The 18,264-nt window shown below is 58.4% G+C and carries 11 protein-coding genes; all 11 read left to right on the top strand.

Features of this window, described 5'->3' with window-relative positions:
- Nucleotides 1-17: 17 nt before the first annotated feature.
- The 11 genes from Q0677_RS08685 to Q0677_RS08635 all read left to right on the top strand — a co-directional run bounded on the left by Q0677_RS08685 (nucleotide 18) and on the right by Q0677_RS08635 (nucleotide 18,256).
- Entirely contained in the window at nucleotides 18-1,880 is a 1,863-nt protein-coding gene (locus Q0677_RS08685; protein ID WP_298908507.1) for an AAA family ATPase, read from the top strand.
- Nucleotides 1,831-3,285 carry a hypothetical protein gene (locus tag Q0677_RS08680; RefSeq protein WP_298908504.1) on the top strand — a complete coding sequence of 485 codons (1,455 nt, stop codon included), beginning with the start codon at nucleotides 1,831-1,833 and terminating at the stop codon, nucleotides 3,283-3,285. The genes Q0677_RS08685 and Q0677_RS08680 overlap by 50 nt, the downstream gene beginning before the upstream one ends.
- Nucleotides 3,282-4,637 carry an oligosaccharide flippase family protein gene (locus Q0677_RS08675; protein ID WP_298908501.1) on the top strand — a complete coding sequence of 452 codons (1,356 nt, stop codon included), beginning with the start codon at nucleotides 3,282-3,284 and terminating at the stop codon, nucleotides 4,635-4,637. Before Q0677_RS08680 ends, Q0677_RS08675 begins: the two co-directional genes overlap by 4 nt.
- 109 nt (nucleotides 4,638-4,746) lie before the next feature.
- Nucleotides 4,747-5,976 carry a polysaccharide biosynthesis/export family protein gene (locus Q0677_RS08670; protein WP_298908498.1) on the top strand — a complete coding sequence of 410 codons (1,230 nt, stop codon included), beginning with the start codon at nucleotides 4,747-4,749 and terminating at the stop codon, nucleotides 5,974-5,976.
- A 699-nt stretch (nucleotides 5,977-6,675) separates the two neighbouring features.
- Nucleotides 6,676-8,811, top strand: a complete 2,136-nt coding sequence (locus Q0677_RS08665; protein ID WP_298908495.1) for a nucleoside-diphosphate sugar epimerase/dehydratase — start codon at nucleotides 6,676-6,678, stop codon at nucleotides 8,809-8,811.
- 5 nt (nucleotides 8,812-8,816) lie between these two features.
- The gene (locus Q0677_RS08660; RefSeq protein ID WP_298908493.1) at nucleotides 8,817-10,046 is read left to right on the top strand and encodes a glycosyltransferase family 4 protein; all 1,230 of its coding nucleotides are present in this window, start codon (nucleotides 8,817-8,819) and stop codon (nucleotides 10,044-10,046) included.
- A 103-nt stretch (nucleotides 10,047-10,149) separates the two neighbouring features.
- Nucleotides 10,150-11,799: a hypothetical protein gene (locus Q0677_RS08655; protein WP_298908490.1), complete on the top strand. Its 1,650-nt coding sequence runs from the start codon at nucleotides 10,150-10,152 to the stop codon at nucleotides 11,797-11,799.
- Nucleotides 11,800-11,914: 115 nt separating this feature from the next.
- The gene (rfbF, locus tag Q0677_RS08650; protein ID WP_298908486.1) at nucleotides 11,915-12,721 is read left to right on the top strand and encodes a glucose-1-phosphate cytidylyltransferase; all 807 of its coding nucleotides are present in this window, start codon (nucleotides 11,915-11,917) and stop codon (nucleotides 12,719-12,721) included.
- Between the two features lie 196 nt (nucleotides 12,722-12,917).
- Nucleotides 12,918-13,886, top strand: coding sequence for an NAD(P)-dependent oxidoreductase (locus Q0677_RS08645; protein WP_298908484.1), 969 nt, complete (start codon nucleotides 12,918-12,920; stop codon nucleotides 13,884-13,886).
- Nucleotides 13,883-14,953, top strand: coding sequence for a glycosyltransferase family 4 protein (locus Q0677_RS08640; RefSeq protein WP_298908480.1), 1,071 nt, complete (start codon nucleotides 13,883-13,885; stop codon nucleotides 14,951-14,953). Before Q0677_RS08645 ends, Q0677_RS08640 begins: the two co-directional genes overlap by 4 nt.
- A 384-nt stretch (nucleotides 14,954-15,337) precedes the next feature.
- Nucleotides 15,338-18,256 (top strand): acetoacetate decarboxylase family protein, encoded by a 2,919-nt coding sequence (locus Q0677_RS08635; protein WP_298908475.1) that lies wholly within the window; start codon nucleotides 15,338-15,340, stop codon nucleotides 18,254-18,256.
- Nucleotides 18,257-18,264: the final 8 nt, after the last annotated feature.

The raw sequence follows: 18,264 nt of genomic DNA, 5'->3' as shown, positions 1-18,264 counted from the left end.
CGAATGGAGATTGATTCATGAAGATCGACGCACATATCGGTGGCGATGAAAGCGGTTCGAATGACTTTGATCGCATTGGGCTGGATGGCTTTTGGCTGATCCTGCGTCGGTACCTTCGCCTGATCATTCTGATTGTCCTTGCTATCGTCGCGGTCACCTACATCGTTGTCGAACGACTGGAAGAACGCTTTACCGCGCGCGCGACCTTGGTTTTGACCGGGCTTGATACCCGTGTGCGCCAGACGGACACCCAGCTGGAAAGCTTCGAACTGTCACGTGCCGTGATCGAAACCGAGATGGACGTCCTGAAATCACGCGCCTTTGCCAATCAACTTGCCGAGCATCTGGGCCTATATGACGACCCAAGCTTTGTGTCGCCGCCAACCGATGACCGGGCGATTGACCCGGCCCTGCGTCAAGAACAGGTGATCGATAAAATACAAGCGTCCTACAACGTAATACGCTCGGGCGAGAGCCGGGCAATCGACGTCATTGCCACCGCGAACTCGGCACGTCTTGCCGCCGACATCGCCAACGCGATCCCAGCGGTCTACATTGAAAACAACCTGGCCGAACAACGTGCCAGCGTTTCAGACTCCATCGTTTTCCTGCGCGAACGCGTCGAGACCTTGGGGGAAGAGATGACGGTGGCGGAGGTCGAGCTGGCCAATTTCATCCGCGAGAACAAGCTGGATGATGACCAGCTTCCGGACCGGCTGCGCTCGCAGATTCAGTATCTGACCACGTTCCTAAAATCCGCGGATGCGAACCAAGATGCCGAGCAACTTCAAGGCGAGTTGGTAAGGGTCGAAGCCGAGCTTCAGGAACGCACCCGCGCCGAGCTGGAACAGATGCGCCGCGAGCGTCTGCTGGACGTGCAGCGTCTGCGCTATCAAACGGCTATAGAGAAGCTGAACGAGCTTGAAACCCAGATCAATCTGGTCTCACAGGGGGCGCGGCAGGTCTCGGTCGCCCGGCCGCCTGTTGCGGCCTCGTGGCCGAACAAGAAAGCTGCGCTGGTGATTGCGGCGGTTGGCGGGCTGGTTCTGGCCTTTGTTGTCGCGCTTATTCTGGACCTGATGAACCGGCGGCTGTGGAACGAAGCGCAGACCATGCGCATTTCCGGCCTGCCGAATGCTGGTTTCCTGCCGCGCATTGGGCGCGATGCTGGTGCGATGCGCCACGAGGGCGTGGCCAAGTTCCTGATCGCCAAACCCCATACGATGTTTGCCCAAGCGGTGCGTGGCGCCACGGGTCTTTGGTTTGACGACAACAATGAAGGCTGGGTCGTCATGATCACCTCGGGCCTGCCCCATGAGGGCAAGTCCACGGTCACCGTCGCGCTGGGCGTGTCGGCCGCACTGGATGGACTGCGCACCTTGATCATCGACATGGACAGCCACCGCGAGGCGGCATCGAAACTGCTCGAGGCGAACACCAAACCTGCGAAAATCGCCGACGTCCTTGCGGGCGACGTCACCCCCAGCCCCGTCAGTTTGGGGGGCAAGACCGTCGAGGGCTTGGAGTTTCTTTCGGTGGACGCGCGCAGCGGATCCAACCTGAAAGCACAGCGCGCGCAACTGGCGACGCTTAGAGCCGAGTTGCGGGAAAAATATGATCTGGTGATTGTCGACACACCGCCCGTGCTGGTCGTGGACGATACGGTCCGCATTGGCGTTTTGGCGGACGAAATTTGGCAAGTGGTGCGCTGGGGGCGCACGCCGGAAAGCGTTCTGGTGGATTCTGTTGAACGATTAAAACGAGAAGGACTGCCAATCACGGCGACCCTGATCAACGACGTAGATACGCGCAGACATCAACGATTGGGATATGGTGGGTATGCTCAATACTACAACTATGGCGAGGGATATTATTCGTAATCCCCGCGGGAGACGTCGGTTAAGACTTGCTCCAGCCGCCTCGGTTGTTGCCGGCTTGGGGCTTTTTGCCTACTGCGGTCCAGCGCTGGCCGAGAGTGTTGCGTTTCCCGGTGCACTTGGTTTCGGGGCCAAGGCTGTGGCGTGGAAAGGGGGCGACATTATCGAGGTAACAACCTTGGCGGATAGCGGCGCTGGCAGTCTGCGCGCCTGTGCCCAAAACGGTGACCGTCCACGCATCTGTGTTTTCCGCGTGTCAGGGACGATCCAGCTAGATACCCCGATCCTCGTTGGCTCGAACATCTACATCGCGGGACAAACTGCGCCCGGCAAGGGTATCCAAATTCGCAACGGAAATTCGACCCGAACCCCCTTGATTGTAAAAAACGCACGCGACGTGGTGATCCGCTTTCTGAAGGTCCGCCCCGGCCCAAGCGTCACACCATCAGCCAATGTGGACGCTATTACGGTTGAAGACTCTAGGAACGTGTATCTTGGGAACCTCTCGATGAACTTCGCCACAGACGAGACCTTCAATATTCATGTCTCCGGTGGACGCGTCGTTGACGTGACGCTTGCCGACAGCATCCTTGCGCACGGTTTGGATCGCAGCACGCACCCGAAGGGCAAACATTCGAAAGGCGCGCTGATCTGCTCGTTCGACGGAAAGTCGAGCATTTGCGGCCGGATCACGATTGCGCGAAATCTATTTGCACATCACCGCGATCGGATGCCGGACATCAAGGGCACTGACGTGGGGCCGATCGAAGTTTTGAACAATGTTTTCTACAATCCCAAAAGCCAGTTCGGCGAGTTCTACGACCTACTGGGGGATGCAAGGATTGTTTATGGGGGCAATGTTGCGCTCAGCGGTCCAAGCACGATCGCAAAGACGCCCGAGGCCGTTCAGGCCTTTGAGTGGAAACGCAAATGGCGCCTGTCTATCATGGCATTCGACAACAAAACCGGCACGCCCACCGGGTGCACCCCACGGACTTTTGCCGTTCTGAACCCGACAGCCAAGGCCCGGCTCATTCCAACGACCAGTGGCCCTTTTTCGGCTCCGCTTTACCACGCAAAGGATGTGCTTGAAAAAGTCCTTGCGACAGCAGGCGATCGGATGCCCGGTGATGTCCATTTGGATTCACTGGATCAGCAGGTGATCAATGACACTCTGAACTGCCGTGGCCGCGTGATTAACAGCCCGGACGAGGTTGGCGGATGGCCCACGTATCCCCGCGCGCCGCGTATTGTGGACAGCGATCAGGACGGATTGCCCGATAGCTATGAAGCGGCCGCGCCCGGCCTGTCGCCAGATCAGCCAAACAACCCGTGGGCGCGCCCGCCGGGCAGTGCGCTTAGCCATGTAGAAACGTGGCTGGCGTTGCGTGCCGGAGACCTCGAATGATCCAACGTCTGCTTCATACCCTCCCACGCGACAAGATCGCCAAGCGCCTTGTTCGCAATCTGAAATGGATATTTTCCTCGCAGATTGCGATTGCGGTTTTGGGTATGCTTTCACTTGCCGTGTCCGCGCGCGCGCTGGGGGCTGCGGGATTGGGCGCTCTTGCCCTGATCGAGGCCTTTGCCCGGATCAACGCGCGGCTCGTCCATTTCGAACCGTGGCAGGCCGTCATTCAGTTTGGCAGTGCAGCCCTGACCAACGAAGAAACCCTCCGCTTCGAAAGACTGGTGGGACTATCCATCGTGCTTGATGTGATCGGAGGTCTGGCCGCCGCGGCCCTTATCCTGTTGCTGGCCCCAATTGTGGCTGCCCCCATTGGATTGGATGGCAGTGGCACACATCTGTTACCCCTTGGCGCACTTGCAATGGTCGTTTCGCTGCGCGCCACCGGCATTGCTCTGCTCAGGCTCCAAGACAGGTTTGACCTGCTCGCCAAGATCGACATCGCAACGGCGCTGTTCCGTTTAGCTTTGTTCGTGATCGCTTGGTTGCTCGGCGGCACGTTGCTTCACTTCGTGATCATCTTTGTGCTGTGCAGCTTTGCCGATGGAGTGGTCGCGTTCCTGTTTGGGCAGCGCGAGATGCGGCAGCGTGGGCAAAAACCGAAATTCGGAAATCTTCTTGTCACGCTGCGTCAGAACCCGGGCTTCTTGCGCTTCATGTGGAACGCGAACATCGCTGTAATTCTGCGTCAGACGACACAGCGCCTGGATGTGATTATCCTTGGTGCCCTTGTCGCGCCAACTTTCGTTGGTCATTACCACATTGCCCGTCGATGCGGAGACGCCGCAATCCGTCTCGGCCGCCCTATCAAACAGGCCATCTTTCCCGAATTCACCCGACTTGCCGCCGAAGGCAATTATCTCCGCATCAAAAAAACGGCGCTCTGGATCAGCATTGGCTTCTGCACAATCCTGCTGGCAGGTCTCGTCCCGGTGTTAATCTACATCGATCCCATTCTGGACACGGCCTTTGGCGAGGCCTTCATTTCTGCCGCCCCCGTCGTGTCAATTCAGGCCGTGGCGGTGGCACTTTTCTTGGCAGGCGTCATCCTGACCCCGGTTCTTCTTAGCCTTGGCCGCGATCGAGAGCTGATGTTGATCGGCGTGGCGACGGCAACACTCTTCTTCACCCTGATATTCCCGTTGGTCATGGCATTCGGCGTAAATGGCGCCGCGCTTAGCCATCTTTTCAGCAACGCCTTCTGGTTGGCAGCCTCCAGCTGGTTGGTCATCAAAACGCTGCGCGAAAAGACACGTCACACAAATGTGCCCACGTCCGAGGTGCTGTCATGACCAAGCACCAAACCCCTTCGAAGTCGCCTTTCCGTCGGTCCATCACACATCAATTTGAAGGTCTGAACCAACCCAAAATCTCGGTCCTTCCTAATAAAAGAGTACGCCCATGATCCGCATCGTTTCCTTAGTTTTGGCCCTGATCCTTTCCCTGCTTGCCCTCTCGGATCATGCCCGAGCCGCCGAGTATCAACTTCACGTGCAGGACGAACTGCGCCTGCGTGTGCTGCGCTGGGACGGAGATCGGAACGCCTTTACGGTGCTGGACGGTGTCTCGGGCGAGTATCGCATTTCGACCGAGGGCGTCCTGTCCATGCCCCTAATCGGCAGTATCAACGCGGCTGGACAAACCGCGCCCGCGCTGGCGCGGCAAATCGAACTCGAAATCGAGCGTAAATTGGCGATCACGCCTGCCCCGCGTGTGGGGATCGAAATCACTGGCCACCAGCCGATTTTCGTGTTGGGCGAAGTCGCGTCGCCCGGATCGTATGCCTATCGCCCCGGTTTGACAGCACAGCAGGCCTTGGCGCTGGCCAGCGGATTGGTCCGTCTGAGCCCCAGCAATGCAGGCGCATTTGCGCAGGACACCATGCGGTTGGGCGGTGAAGTGCGCAGGCTAGAGGTCGAGATCAAAGCCCTTCAGGAAGAACGAACCCGGTTGCTGGCAGACCTTGAGGATCTGGATCGCGCGTCCGACGGATTGGTCACGTCGATCCGCCCCCGCCCGCGCGGGATTGAAGGCGATATTCTGAACGCCACCCAAAAAGCACGGGCAGCACAGGCTGACCGGTTGCGCGACCTGCAAGACGTTCTGCGCGAACAGATCGACCGGATGACCGAGCAGATTACTCTGCGAACCGAACAGATCGAACGCACCACGGCCGAACTTGCCGATGTGACCTCGCTGAAAGAACGTGGGCTGACCGTGAACACGCGGGTGAACGCGCTGACCACCGCGCTGAACGATCTGGAAAGCAAAAAGCTTCAGCTTGAAATCGCGCGCCTGACTGCCCGCCAACAGCTAAACCGCGCCGAGCGCGACACGCTGGCCCTGACCGATGACGCCCGCGCGCGCACTCTGGAACAGTTGAACCGAGTCGACCGCGATATTGCCCGTCTGGATATCCGCCTTGCCACGTCCGAGGCCCTGCGCGCCCAAGCGGTCGCAAGCGGCTTGGCCGTCCCTGACCCCTTGGCAGAGGAACTGACCGAGTATCGCGTCACACGGATGGTCGACGGCACGCCCCTCACGCTGGTCATCGCCCCCACCGATCCGCTTTGGCCAGGTGACACAATAGAAGTCTCACGCGCCACTTCGTTGACCACCAACTCTCAGTAGTTTCACACACCTTGTTCAGGAAGAATGGATTTGAGCCTTCACGCTCATGACAAGTCAGCACGGGGTCAGCTAATCAACTGAAAATCCCCTCTGGTGAGTGCCAAGAACCGATTCTTTCGAGACAAACTTATGGTTGATTCACCTATTGGCACCTTTTCGTATTCTAGATTTTTCATGCCATCCGAGGGCGCCATTACGGCGCAAGCCGCTCCCACAACCCGCTTTGAATGAAACGTAAGGCACTGTTATCATTGTAAGTTTCAAAAAAGGAAACAGTACGTGTCTACAATTTGTTAGAAATAAGGCGAAACTTGCGCTAAGCTGAATCTCGCTGAAACAGGTTACGTTTTGATTTTTCATCGAAGCTTCCAGGGGTGGGTCTGTTTCTCAATAGCAAAAGAATTTTGTGTCTGTGCTCTCCGCCCCAGTTGTATATCCGCGCGCATTTTTAAGTGCGGTTTTGTGTTTGCCAGATTTTGGCACAGTAAATGGTTTTGGTGAGGGCACGTAGTAACGAGTGTGAAGAGATGTTGAACAATTTTATTTGTTAGACTCTACGGCTGACATTGTCCGGCCACCCGCGTCGGAAAATGTCAGCCGGTTCAACATCACTGAAGGTATGGATTTCTGTCGTGCGCCCCTGGAGCGTCACGAAATTTTAAAAATGTTTTTCTCTCAGAGCCGAAAAGGGTTCTAAAAATGCTTGATGGAATGGGGTTCGGGCCTTCTCGTGAAGGCAATGCGTCTGCTCGCACCGGAATACAAAAAGCACTGAAGTACTGGTTCGCTCAGAAAAAGATCGAGCTATGTGCCAACCGCAAACTCGTCGCCGGAGACATGATTGCCTCGGCGTCAGCTGTGTTTGCCGCGATCAGCCTGTCGCAAGGCGGATCGGTCAGTTCGGAATTGTTTGCGGTGATGGTGCCGATGATGCTTTTGGCAAGCATCGTGAATCTTGTCGTGTTTACCGTGATGGGGTTCTATACGCGCCATTCGCGCTCGACCTCGTTGAACGATGTGATGGTGATTTCACGCGGGGCAATTGTGGCCATCTGCGTTCAGATCCTGATCGCCACGCAAATTCCAGCGCTGGCACCGATCACTTTCTCGATCTTCATTATTCAGTTCCTCGCAACGATCCCGTTCACCGGTGCCTTGCGTATTGTGGCACGCCACCGCGAGCTGGTGCGCCGCACCAAGCAGGCCGATCGCATTGCAGAGCAACAGATACCTGTTGTTCTTGTTGGCACCGGCACGAATTGTGACCTGTTTCTGCGCTCACTTGACCGGACCAGCTCGACCTATGTTCCGGTTGGGATCATTGACGACGCAGCCGGTTCGACCGGTTTGCATTTCCACAGCGCGCGCATTCTGGGGTCGATCCGCGAACCCAAACGGGCCATCCAGGCGCTGGAAGACTGCGATCTGCAGGCGAAGCAAATCCTACTGACCGAGGACGTGTCCTATTTCGATAACAAAGGCATCTTCGAATTGCTGTCATGGGCGACCTCGAATGGCATCAAGATCTCGCGCCTTCCGGGCCTTGCCGATCCGGCGCTGGATCACGCGGGGGACACCGAAATCAAGCTCTGCGCGATCGATCCAGAAGACATCCTGAACCGTCCGCAGAAAGCCGTGGAGCGGTCGCTGCTGCGGCAGATGATCGAAGGGCGCCGGGTGCTGATTACTGGGGCAGGTGGATCGATCGGAAGCGAGTTGTCGCGCCAGATCGCATCCTTCGACCCGTCTCTTTTGGTGCTGTTAGACAATTGCGAGTTCAACGCCTACTCGATTGATATGGATCTTGGGAAAAACTATCCCGATGTGAACCGTCAAGTGCATGTGGGCTGCATCCGTGACGCCCAGCGCGTCCAGTCCGTATTCCAGCGCTATAAGCCCGAATTGGTCTTCAACGCCGCGGCCCTGAAGCACGTTCCGATGGTCGAGCTGAACCCCTGCGAAGGTGTGCTGACCAACGTCATTGGCACGCGCAACGTGGCAGATGCCGCACGCGATGTGGGCGCCATTGCGATGGTCCAGATCTCGACCGACAAAGCGGTGAACACCACTAATGTGATGGGCGCCACCAAACGTGTGGCCGAGTTCTATGCTCAGGCACAGGACCGCATCACTTATCAGAAGCAAAGCCAGAAATCGAACGCGCAGACGCGGTTCTTCTCGGTCCGCTTCGGCAATGTTCTGGGCTCGTCTGGCTCGCTGATCCCGCTGTTCCAAAAGCAGATCTCAGAGGGTGGTCCGCTGACTGTGACCGACCGCCGGATGGAACGGTTCTTCATGACCATCCGTGAGGCTGTGCAACTGACCGTGGTGGCGGCCGCCAAAGGGCTGGCCCGCAATTCGGGTCTGGGCGAGATCTTCGTTCTGGACATGGGTGAGCCGGTGAAAATTGTCGATCTGGCCGAGCGCATGATCCGTATGGCCGGGCTTGAGCCTTACCGCGATATCGACATCGACTTTGTCGGCATCCGCCCGGGCGAGAAGCTGTTTGAAGAGCTGTTCGACAAGGCCGAGGAGCGTCGCGACAGTGGCATCGAATCCGTCGAAAGCGCCCTGCCGGATGGCATCCCGATTTCGCATCTGCGCTCTGCAATCGTCGCGCTGGAAACCGCCGCGCGCGCAGGCGACGAAGCCGCCGTGCGTCGTCAGCTGATCGACCTGTGTCCGGGGTATGGCGACCATGCCGATGATACCCCGCGCGAGAACGTGCACTGCATCCGCAGCTACCGTCCGTCCTATCCCGCACCGGTTGCTGGTCCCCAGCGTCTGGCTCAAACTGGTATCGCCTCCCGCACAAGCCTGTGGGCGGGTGAGTGACGGCCATGTCGGGGGCATCTCAAACACATATGTCGACCGCGCATGACGCGCCGAAAAAGGCCGTGGTTCTGGGAAGCCTTGGCTGGTCCTTGGTGAATTTCCGCCTCGACCTGATCCGCCGGCTTGCCTCGAATGGTTACGAGGTGCTGGCCGCTGCCGCCGATATCGATGACGAGACCGCCCAAACCCTGCGCGAGAATGGCGTGCGGCCCTGCCCCATTCCGATGGACCGCACCGGGACCAATCCCCTACGCGACTTGGGCACGCTGTGGGCACTTGTGCGCTTCTTTCAAAAAGAGAAGCCCGAGCTGGTGATATCCTACACCATGAAGCCCAACATCTACGGCAGCCTTGCCGCGCAAATCGCAGGCGTCCCGCATCGATATGCGCTGTTCACGGGGCTTGGCTATAGCTTCATGGAAGAGAACCCGACAGGGCGGCGCAAGCGCGTCCGCGGCCTGTCGATTCTACTGCACCGGCTGGCCCTGCGCCGCATTCATGGCGCGTTTTGCTACAACTCGGCAGACCGGCGCGACATCCGCCGCTTTCACCTAATTCCGGACCGCGTGCCGCTGCACGACGTCCCCGGATCCGGCGTGGACACGCGGCGCTTTGCTGAAACTCCCGTCCCTGAAGGACGTGCGAAGTTTCTATTCATTGGACGGCTGTTGCGCAGCAAAGGGCTTTTGACCCTTAGCAAAGCCGCTGAAATTCTTCGTGCCCAAGGGCATGAGTGTGACATCGACATTTTGGGACCGGCAGACAGCAACCCTGACGCCATTGACCCCGATCTTTTTGCCGACTGGCAGAAACGCGGGTTGGTCAACTGGTTGGGCGAGACACGCGACGTACGTCCGTATCTGGCCAAGTGCAGCGTGTTTGTCTTGCCGACCGAGCTGCGTGAGGGCGTTCCGCGGTCGATCCTTGAGGCCATGTCCAGTGGACGCGCTGTGATCACCACAGACGCCCCCGGTTGTGGCGAAGCCACCCAAGACGGCGTGTCTGGTTTGGTATATCCTCAAGGGGACGCAAACGCCCTTGCGCAGACGATGAAACGATTCATCGACGATCCCACCCTTGCGACCGCCATGGGTCATGCCGCACGCGAACACGCCTGCCGGACCTATGATGTGCATCTTGTTAACTCCATCTTGATGCAACACATGGGCGTTGAGCCACTTGATCGTGATGCGAGACTTCCCAAGGGTCTCGACTATGCCGAGTTGGCGTCATGATCTGGGCGGTCGCTACTTCCTTTCTTGCAAGGCGCAGCCGATCCGGCAGCCTTGTCACCGGGTATCTTGTGGGAAGCGCTGGCAACGGTGGAGAGTGTCCCTCATGAGTGTCACCGAGCTGTTTAAGTTAGATATATCAGGCTCTGCAAATGTAGATTCTCTGGACGATCCTGTCGCCCGCCGCTTGGGACAGATTGCACTGGTTTTCGGATTGGCCATGCTTCTGGCGGCGGTCTATGGCCGACTGATGGGCTATGGATTGCGCCATGACGAGATGATGTTCGCCACCCCTGCCCCCCTGATGGATGACCTGACGCTCTACCAAGACATCTTCTATAACCACGTCCCCTATTCCGCGTGGTATTTCCGCGGCTTCGACCTGATCTTCGGGGCCGGAGGGCTTCTGTTCTCGGCCCGGATGGGCATCTTTGCCGCATGGCTGATGTTGGCGGGCGTGACCAGCTGGCTGACCCTGCGACTGTCCGGATCGACGCGGCTGTCGCTGTTTTCAGCCGTCGCTGTGTTGACCTGTCATCCGTTGATGAACGAACCCGGCATGGCGGCCTCGAACATTTTGTTGCCACTGCCTTTCGCCCTTGCCGGGCTTGGCTTCTTCCTGATCGAGCTGAACGCGCGTCGGCTGCGCACCGCGCGTCTGTTTGCCTCGGGCCTGTGCCTATCCATCGCGGCGGGCATAAAGGTCAGCGCGGTTGCGTTCATCCCGCCCGTCGCGATCGCTGCGTTCCTGTTGCCCGCAGCCCTTCCCTTCAAACTGCGTGTCCGCCATGTAGCCCTTCCGATCTTGATCGGGGGACTGGTCGGCGCCCTGCCCCTGTTCACCCTGCTCTTGTCCGATCCGCAACAATTCCTGGCTCATATCATCCAATTCCACACCGGCCCCCATGCCTCCAATTGGGAGGTCAACCGCCTGACCGAACCCGGCTTGGCGGTGGAACTGGGCGCAAAAGCACAACTTGCCTATGGGATCTGGCTGGAAGGCGTGCCGCTGATTATTGGCTTCGTCATTCTGTGCTTTGGCTGGATGGCGTTTACCGGACCGGCAGCGCAGCGCAATGCGGACCAACATACAATAGGCCCGGTTCTGGTCACGCTTGGCACGCTTATGACCACCGCCGCGATGAGCTTTCTGCCGACGCCCGGTTTCCCGCAAGACTACACCACGCCGATTGTGGTTCTGCCCATTATAGCCGCGTTGATATTTGCCCGCGTGCCATGGTCCAAGCATGACTATACCCGCCCGATTCTGGCGGCTGCATCGCTTCTCTGTGTGCTAACCGCCCTGCCGTGGCTGGCATCGGATCTGCGCACCACTTTGGGGGCCAGCACCTCGACACCGCAGCGTACGCTTGCCGGTGGACGCGCCCTTGCCACAACCATGACCGACCACGGCATCGTCAACGGCAAAGTCGCAACCTTCCTGCCGATCTATCCGCTTGAGGCTGGGCTGGACGTCTATCCCGAACTGGCCACGGGGCTATTTGCCTATCGCATCGCGGAACATACCGACCCGGATCTCGCCAAACACTATGTGATGGCCGGACCGGACCAGATCTCATCCGTATTTGACCGGGAACCGCCCGCCGCCTTCCTTTTGGGCTATGAACGCACACTGGAAGCACCGCTTTTGAATTACGCAAAGGCGCATGGCTATCGCGAGGTTTCCGTACACGGCCTGAGCAATCGCTACGGCGAGGGTCGCGTTTTTCTTCAACCCGGGGGACGTTTTGAATGATCCCCATCCATCAACCTTTTCAACCAATTACTTTTCAACACCACGTCCCTAGGGTGGCACTGATCGGGGCGAATTTCATTTGCGTTCAAACTTCTTTCAAAGGGGGGACCGAACTATGCAGACAATCTTGCTAGCCGGTGGCTTGGGCTCGAGTCTGGCTGAGGAAACCGTCACTATCCCAAAACCAATGGTCGAGGTCGGAGGCCGTCCGATCATCACCCGCGTCATGGATATCTACAGTCATTTTGGGCACAATGATTTCATCGTCGCGGCAGGATACAAGTCCCTATGTATCAAGCAATATTTTGCGAACTACCATCTGGTCGCCAACAACATCACCGTATCCCTGGACAGCGGTAAAATGGACTTCGTGCCTGCCTCGCCCGGCGGGTGGAATGTTTCCGTCGTGGACACAGGCCCCCGTACCATGAGCAGTGGGCGCATTCGGCGTCTGAAAGAATGGCTAAGACCCGGCCCCTTCATGGTCACCTACTCGGACGGGCTGGGAAACATCGACATCAACGCGCTGATCGAGTTTCACAAATCGCACGGTAAGCTGGCAACCATCACCGCCGTGCAGCCTCCTGCGCGGTTCGGTGGGATCGAACTGGATGGAGAGCGCGTAGAAGCCTTCACCGAAAAAGTTAGCCAAAGCGACACTTGGATTAATGGCGGATTCTTTATTTTTGAGCCTGAAGTCATGGATTACTTTGTCGATGACATGGAGCCACTCGAGCAATCCCCTTTGCGTCAAATGGCACAGGATTGCGAGCTTATGGCTTTCAAACATGAAGGCTTCTGGCATCCCATGGACACAATTCGGGATCGCAACATGCTGGATGATCTATGCGAAGAGGAAACTCCGCCATGGTTACGGTTTAACGAGGAACGTCCGTCAGACATCACCGCCCTTGCGATGTGAGGGAAATGATGTTCGACACTGTTCCTTCACACTATGGCGGCATGTTCGAAAGGGTCCGACTTCCCGTTCTTCAATCTTACTGTTCGTCTGCCGATCGGGCTAGCCATCAGCCAATGTGTTTGGGCGCTAATCTGCCCGCCACGGTGGCTCGCGAATGGCGCAGCCGCGACGAGACGCATCAGAAGGGTCTGAGCGCATGAGCCGTCGCGTCCTCATATCTGGCGGCACGGGCTTTATCGGCTCGCATTTGGTACGCGCCTTGGTCGAGGCCGGCGACGAGGTCGCCGTGCTCTCACGCCCGGGCTCATCCACTGCACGCTTGCAAGACATCGCCGCGCGGATCGGGATCTATTGGATCAACCCGCTGGATCTGGATGGCGTCACGCGGCAGATGGCGCAGATCGCACCGGACGTGATCTATCACCTCAGCGCGCAGACCCGGTTCCTGTCCTCGGACCCGCTTCGTGATTTGACAACCGCGCACGAAGCAAATGTCGCGCCGCTTTTGACCATGATCCGGGCTGCTGACGCGCTACAAATCCCGCCAAAGACCTTCATCCGCGCAGGCAGCATCGCGGAATATGGACGCGCCTCGGCACCGCAAGATGAGAACACACAAACACTGCCAACCAACGCTTATGCAGCATCCATGCTGGCGGGCACCCATTACCTGAACGCTGCGCGTCCGCACCTTCCGTTCCAAGCCACAACCGCGCGTTTGGCCCTGACCTATGGGCCGGATCAGGCCGGCGACTTCATTGTCCCGTCCCTGATCGAATCCTGTCTGGCGGGCGAGCCGTTCGACATCAAACGGCCCGAGGATCGCCGCGATCTGGTGCATGTGTCTGATATCGTCACGGCCCTGATCAGCCTTGGCCGGGTTGATGGCCCGCTTCCCGACCTCATGAACTTGGGATCCGCAACCGCCCACAGCATGCGCGAGGTGGCCGAACTGGTGCTGGAGTTGACCGGCGCGTCAGCGGACCTTGTCACCCTGCATCCACAACACCCCGAGACGGGTCATGAACTCTGCTTGACCTCGGACCGGGTACACGACCTGATCGGCTGGCGCCCCAGCCTAGATCTGCGCGTGGGACTGTCGCGGGTGATCGACGCAATGGAAGAGCTGGATCCACTGGCGCCATTTGGGCGGAAAAGCGCGTGAAGATCCTGGTTGTACAAGGTGGATTTGGCGCGGGCGGTGCCGAGAAAGTCGTCGCCATGATCGCCGCACATCGCGCCCAAATGGGGGATGAAGTGACGGTCATGGGATTCGATATGCCCGATGACGGGTCCTATTTCCCCTATCCCGAAACCGTTCGCTTGCTGCTGCCAGACGGGGCCAAGGGAAGCAATCCCTTGGCACGGTTCCGTATGATCCGGCGCACTATCAAAACCACCCGCCCCGACGTGGTTCTGTCCTTTCTAACCAAGATCAATGTCCTAAGCCTTATTGCGGCGATCGGCACTGCGACACCCGTCGTGATATCGGAACGCAACAACCCGCGCGCCCAGAATGCCCATCCCATCTGGCGACACGCGCAGAACCTGTTGGTGCGCCGCGCGGCCTGCGCCGTTATGCAGACCGAACGGGCGCAGGCTGACTTGCCCAAATCGGCACAGGTCCGCTCCAACGTAATCCCAAATCCCTGCGCCCCCAATCCAGACCATCCGGCGCGGCCCGACCCACATGGCAATCGTCTGGTTGCTGTTGGGCGGCTTGATACGCAGAAGGGCTTTGATGTTCTGTTGCGCGCGATGGTTGAGATCGTGGAAGCACAGCCCAAGGCAATGCTGACGATCCATGGCGAAGGGTCTCAGCGCGGCGCTTTGGAAGCCCTGCGCGCTGAATTGGGCTTAGAGGATCACGTCGCCCTTCCCGGCGCCAGTCCTACCCCCGGAGCTTGGCTGTCTCAGGCCGATCTTCTAATCATGCCATCGCGCTTCGAAGGCTTTCCCAATGTCTTAGCCGAGGCGACCGTCGCCGGACTTCCGGTCGTGTCCACGAATTGCGATTTCGGCCCGCGCGAGATGATCGTCGTCGGAGAAAACGGGCTGCTGGTCCCTGTGGACGACGTGCCCATTTTGGCTGATGCGGTGATACGCTTGATGCAAGACAGCACGCTGCGCGCGCATATGGCTGGACAAGCGGCGATCAACCGTGACCGCTTGGCGCCCAAGCAGATCTTGGCGCGTTGGGACCAAGTCATTGCGCAGGCCGTCCGCGATTAACCCAACCTGATTGGCCCCATTAGATTGTTAGTCCATGATTGGATTTTGGTCCTTCGGTCCGCTGCTTTGCGCGTGAAGGGCAAGTCAGCTCGATCCTATCAGCGGCCAGCCAATCCTCTTTCCCAAAACCCGCTGACAAACATCTCTGTATGCAGCCGCGCTCTGAGAACACGCTTCCACCGACATTTCACATGCGCCACGTGCGGCATGACGCATGTTTCAATTTTAAGTTGCTAAACCCTTAAAAATATTCGCTTTTCGCCTGCATTTGGACACGAAAATGTTGGTGGATGAGCCCTTATCAGCAAAGGTTAATACCAGTTAACCAAAATCAACAGTTTGAAATGATCGCTTTATGCAGCATCGAATTATTGGGGACGCAATATGGAGAAGCAAAAGATCGCCGTGATTGGTGGCGGTGTCGGGGCCATGACGGCCATTTACGCCATTACGCAAACGCCGGATTGGGACAAGAAATACGACATTACCGTCTATCAGCTTGGATGGCGCACGGGCGGAAAAGGCGCCAGCGGGCGCAACGCTGAGTTTGGGCAGCGGATCGAGGAACACGGGCTGCATGTCTGGGCCGGGTTTTATCAGAACGCTTTTCGCAACATGCGCCGCTGTTATGAACAGATGGTCGAGCTGGGACTGCGCAAGAAAAGTGACCCTCTTGGCACGATGGACAAGGCGTTCAAGCCGCTGTCGCATTTGTTCCTGGCCGAACACGTCCCCACCGACGACCCGAACGAAAACCCGTGGCGCCCTTGGGTAATTGATCTACCTGAATATGACGAGGTGCCGGGGAACGAGACCGAGGTCCCCTCGCCTTTCGAGATGATGATGCGGATTTTGCAGATCATGATCGAGTTCCTGCGCCGGGGCGAGCTGGAAGGCGGCGCGGATGGGCCCTTGGGGATCGAGGTTCCGGATGGCCTGTTGGACGGACATGAAAGCATCCTGTCGCATCTGAAGGCCCTGCCGGGGGCCGGCCTTCCTGTGGGGCCGCACAACGCGGACCTGTTGCTTGAGATCATCGAAGATGTGCAGGCCGAGGTGCACAGCCAGCAGACGCCTGAAAACATGGCCCGCGACAGTGTGCGCCGGGGCCTGAACCTTCTGGATATCGGGTTGGGCTATATGCACGGGGTGGTCAGCTCGGACACGTTCACCAATGGCTATGACGTGCTGGACCAGTGGGAGTTCTCGGACTGGCTGCGCATGAACGGGGTCAGCGATCAAGCTTTGAAATGGGTGTCGATCCGAGGCTGCTATGACTTCGTGTTTGGCTTCCCGATGGGCAACACCGAACGTCAGGGTGATGCTGGCGCGGGCACGGCCTTGCGGGCCATGACACGGCTGATCTTCACTTATTCCGGTGCGATCTTTCACAAGATGCAGGCCGGGATGGGTGATACGATCTTCGGCCCTTACTATCTGGTCTTGAAAGAGCTGGGCGTGAAGTTCGAGTTCTTCAACGCCGCTCGCAATCTGCATCTGGACGAAGACCGCACCCATATTGAGCGCATCAGCATGGTGCGGCAGGCCAAGGTGAAATCCGGCAGCTACGAACCGCTGGTCGACGTGGATGGTCTGCCCTGCTGGCCCTCGGAACCCTTGTGGGATCAGCTGGTGGACGGAGCGGCCCTGAAAGCCAGCGGCATCAACTTTGAAAGCGAGCGCACGCCGCCGAAGGGCGAGCCGTTTACGCTGAAACGGGGCGAGGATTTCGACCTTGTCATCCTTGGCGCCTCGATCGGGTCGCTGCCCTATATGTCACAAGAGCTGTCCATCGCCTCCGAGCGTTGGCGCAACATGCTGGACCGGGTCAAGACGGTCCCGACCCACGCAATGCAACTGTGGCTGAACAAAACGCCAAAACAGCTAGGGTGGGAAAAGCGCGTGAAAGCGCATAACTCGCAAAAATCCCTGCCCCCCTCCCCGATGCGGACGGTCATCACCGGCTTTGCCGAGCCGCTGGACACATGGGCAGACATGTCCCACCTGATCCCGCATGAGGAGTGGGGCGCGGACAATCCCAAATCCATCGCCTATTTTTGCTCACCCGCACCAGATGGCGAAGACATCCACGACTTCCGCGACAGCTTCGGGCGGTGGATGGACAAGGATCTGGTGAAGTTCTGGCCGGGGGCGGAAAAGGACGGCACGTTTGACCGCAGCCTTCTGCACGAAAGCGAAGACGCCGCGATTTATTCCCGCGTGAACATGTTCGGGTCTGAACGCTATGTGCTGTCAGTCACAAACAGCGTCTATCACCGGCTGGCGCCCTCGCAGAGCGGCTTTGCCAACCTCTATCTGGCGGGTGACTGGACGCGCTGCGGGTTGAACGCTGGCTGCGTGGAAGGCGCGACCATGTCCGGCATCGCCTGTGCCTCTGCCGTTACCGGCGTGAAACTGTTGAATGTCGGGGCCGAGGATATCGCCCGCGAAGAAACCGTGTCGGAAAAGGCGATGTTCCAGACGAACTCGGTCTCGGGCACGAAATGGCCGCTGACCCCGTTCTTTGCACGCGGCGAAATGACGGGCGTGTTCGTCTTCTACGAAGTCCCGCGCGCAGAAGTGCAGGCCATGCTGCCACCGGGGATCGAGCTGGGGCCAAGCCCCCTGACCCGTCCCGGATACCACCCGGTCGGCATGTCGTTCTGCAGCTATCACAACGTGCGCGGGTCGTTCATTCCGGATTTCATGGCGATGTCCCCCTATGGAGAGGCCACCTTCGCCATCCCTTATACCCGCACCGCCGAGGCACGGCAGGCGCCGCTTCTCTATCCACGCAGGCTTTATGTGAACAGCAAGTCGGCGATCATGGCAGGCAAGGTATTCTACGCGATGCCGAAGGTCTGGTCCGACATCAAGCTTGAGAACACGCGTTTTACGGCCACCGGCCCGCGCGGGATGAAAATGCAGGCCACGTTCCAACAACACATGGACCCGGACCCCCTACCCGGCCACCCGGCACAGGGGGCGATCTCGAATCTGCTGAACATGACCTTTGTCACCCGCAATGCGTCGGGCCGTCTGTTCTACAACGCGTTCGACCTGCAACTGGACCGCGCTTACGTTGCGCCAGTGTCGGCCCAGATCGAGGTTAAGGACCCGGATCCTAACGGTTTTCCAACAACTTCGTTTGACGCGGCACCGCTTCAGTTGCAAACTGGTGAACGCCTTCCCGGTGCATTCCGGGTATGGTGCTCATGGGCGATGACCAACCCGCTGGACAGCAAGCGGGTCCGTCACGCGGCCATGGCAAGGGAATGGGTGCGTCAAAGGTCGATGAGGTAAATATGAAT

The sequence above is a fragment of the uncultured Aliiroseovarius sp. genome (assembly GCF_947492455.1).
Classification (GTDB): Bacteria; Pseudomonadota; Alphaproteobacteria; order Rhodobacterales; family Rhodobacteraceae; genus Aliiroseovarius.
Note: the sequence above shows the minus strand (reverse complement) of the source record. Positions and strands in the feature narration are given on the sequence as shown.